The organism is Bombilactobacillus bombi (assembly GCF_013607485.1).
Classification (GTDB): domain Bacteria; phylum Bacillota; class Bacilli; order Lactobacillales; family Lactobacillaceae; genus Bombilactobacillus; species Bombilactobacillus bombi_A.
Genome location: NZ_SCHP01000089.1, coordinates 1 through 3,137, shown reverse-complemented (window position 1 = coordinate 3,137; position 3,137 = coordinate 1). Strand labels below are relative to the sequence as shown.

The following is a 3,137-nucleotide window of genomic DNA, read 5'->3' as shown; positions in this document are numbered from 1 at the left end:
AAAACAAAAAAGAAATAACACCTATAAAGCTATGCATTATAAAAATTAAAAACAGGCCGATTGACGCCATCAAGGTACCAAATGAAATAATACTTTTTTCATAAATAAAACATTTGGGAAAAAGTAAAGATATGGCACCTCCACCCTTGGTTGCAAAGCTAAATAAAGCAACTAATATTCCTACAATATGCGGGCGAAACCCGATGTTTAAAAGTATTATACTTAACAATGGTACAAATAAATAATAACCTATACCCGTGAACAAACGATTATATGACAAAATGGATAAATTTTTTTTAACGTTCTCTCGTTTATCTAACTTCAAACTAATAACTCCGCTTTCAGATCAAAAACAATATCGTTAACGACATCATTAGCAATATTATCGGCCTTTTCCATACTAGTACTAGTGGAAAAATATTCAAATAAAGTATTCTTGTTAGATTTGAGGGGTAATATAGTATCCCCTTCTTTTACAGACATACTGAATGAATGAATACTTTTATTCTTCTTAATTTTATTCAATCCAGTAATATGAGAGATTTCCCCCCAATTACTAGATACAACATAACGAGATGCACAGTAATTCAAATATTCCTTTGGAATATTTATTGCAGTATAGTCGCCAAGCATAGTACTAAGGACATACTTTATAGGACTAATGTTCAAGCTAGATTCAATCATTTCCGGAATGAGGCCACCACCTAACCTAGGGTTAATATCAACATATTCAATATAATTATCAGCACCTAGAATAAATTCAATATGCAGAGCACAATTTTTAAATCCTAATAAATCGATTACTTTCGATGTTTTATTTGTAACACTTGTAATATTTGGTATCTCGTTATTAGCAGGAAAATCTGCGCCTACTTCTACGAAGTACGGTTCCCCACTAAGTTTACGATTAGTAATACCAAAGTAATTGTTTACACCATTAATATTTAAACATTCTATACTATAAAGTGGTCCTGAAACATATGTTTCTACTATCATTTCTTTTTTTGAGATTAAACCGCGACCAAACCCACGAAAATTTTGCCAAGATTGGAAGGCCATTTTCAATTCTTCTAGACTATCACAATATTGTACAGACACACTTGCAGAACCATCAAGTGGTTTAATTATGCATGGAAAACCAATTTTTTCAGATACATTTTGTAAGTCCTCTAAATTAGAAATAAGAAGAGATTTAATATTAGTAAGATGTTCACTTTGAAGAAGCCTTCGCCACGTAAACTTATTACGGGCCTTACAAATAGGAATATAATTGTTATTTGGCAGTCCTAATTGTTTTCCTATATATGCAGCCAGTTCTACATATAATTCACTAAAGCTCATAACTAAATCCAATTTTGTTTTATAAAACCTTTCTTTTAAAAAGTTTACACATTGATCTTTTAAATTCATACTGGTTGGAAATTCTAAAATATGGCTTGCTTTATTTAAGGGATTACCTTCTGGAGTATCATAAAATTTTTTATTGGAAGTTAGAACATAACTTGTAATATTATTATTTTTACAATACTCTAATGCTTTAGCACCTGAACTCTCCATTCCAGGATTTATTTCAACAAATAAAATTATTTTACTCATTTTAATACTCCTTATTATAATCCCAATTTTGGATAATAAATAATATGAGAAATAACTTGATCACCAGATGCTCTATATTTATTATTTAAAAAATATTGACTCATGGGAATTGTAATCCTTGGTGTCGGATATATTAGATTCCTTAAACCGTATGTTACTCTCTTTAGAAGAGTAACATTCCTTTTTGAATGTTCTAAAATATTTTCCATGATTGGATTAATTGGACTAGCCAATACACCAATAAAAATTTTATCATAATGTGAAGAATCTATTTCTGTTCCATTAGCCTTAATTACATTTATTAAATTTGATAACCCAAGATTTTTAAAAAGTTTTCTAGAATTGTTTACCGCAGCATCTGATATATCTATACAATCAATATGGCAACCAACAATACTATTCAGTATCATTGCCGAAGAAGGAAAGGGACCACTTCCAATCCATAAAACCTTATCATGAGTCTTTACTTTAAAATGTTTCTGCTCATCTTTAACAAGTTCTATATAACGTTGAAAATAGGGAACAATAACATTTTTCTTTTCATCAAACAAAAATTCATTGTTTTTATTATCAATATTAATCAATTCATCAATACTATTCTCAATATCTGTTTCAAAATTTACATATAAATTTTGAACTTCATCTTTTACATTTTTATCAAGTTTCTCATAAACTTCATTTTCCTCTTCTAAAGAGAGCAAATTTGATAATATGACATGGTCTAAATTAATAATCAAATTATATTTTTCTTTCAATGATGTTGCTTTTGCTACACCAGTGGCTAAATTTGTAATTCTATTAATTATGGATCTTTCTACATCATTCATTGTTAAAATCATTCCTATATTTTATTTTTGAAATATATTTAACCAAAATTATAAATTCCGGTAGTGAATACTAAATGTGCGACATTTCTATTATTTAAAACTGCACTATATGCATCATGCATATCTATTTGAAAATGTTTAACTTTAGATAAAAAATTTAATAGTTCAGTTTTATCTGGTTTTATTAATCGCTGATTTAACAAATCTTTTGGCATTTCTTCAACTGAGTAATAATAGAATTGTTGTTCGTTAAACTGTCGTTCTGCATTCAAATAACCTTTTATAACATCCCTTGCTTCTGTTTGGATCTTTAAACCAGCCACAAGTACTTCATGCTTATAAGAAAATTGTTCAAATAATTTTTCGTAAACCCTTAACGGAAATCGTACTCCAATATTACAAATTGCAGATGATGATATATTCATATAAGTTTTACACTGTTTCAAAAATCTATAATGAAGATCCAATAAATATTTAGAAAAATAATTATTATTTATACTAGCGTCAGCTATATAACTAGAGCTATTGATATCCTGATCTAATTCCTGATCAATTAAACTAATAGGAATGTTTGGAAGATTTTCATAAATCAGATCAAATTTTTTATTATTAAAAACTTGATTATCAAATATATCACTTTTTATTACTTTAACATTAGCATTTGAATTAATATATGTAGAAATATTGTTCTTAATTACTTCTAGCACACTAGTG

The 3,137-nt window shown here is 28.1% G+C and carries 4 protein-coding genes; all 4 read right to left on the bottom strand.

Annotated elements, in window-relative coordinates; all coding sequences use genetic code 11:
- Window positions 1–325 (bottom strand): hypothetical protein (locus EQ827_RS08995; RefSeq protein ID WP_219912684.1); only part of this gene is annotated, 325 nt, incomplete at its 3' end.
- Window positions 322–1,596 carry an ATP-grasp domain-containing protein gene (locus EQ827_RS08265; RefSeq protein WP_181190513.1) on the bottom strand — a complete coding sequence of 425 codons (1,275 nt, stop codon included), beginning with the start codon at window positions 1,594–1,596 and terminating at the stop codon, window positions 322–324. The genes EQ827_RS08265 and EQ827_RS08995, both read right to left, overlap by 4 nt.
- A 14-nt stretch (window positions 1,597–1,610) precedes the next feature.
- Window positions 1,611–2,423: a nicotianamine synthase family protein gene (locus tag EQ827_RS08260; protein ID WP_181190512.1), complete on the bottom strand. Its 813-nt coding sequence runs from the start codon at window positions 2,421–2,423 to the stop codon at window positions 1,611–1,613.
- Window positions 2,424–2,461: 38 nt separating this feature from the next.
- Window positions 2,462–3,137: hypothetical protein (locus EQ827_RS08255; protein ID WP_219912683.1), on the bottom strand; the 676-nt coding region annotated here is incomplete at its 5' end.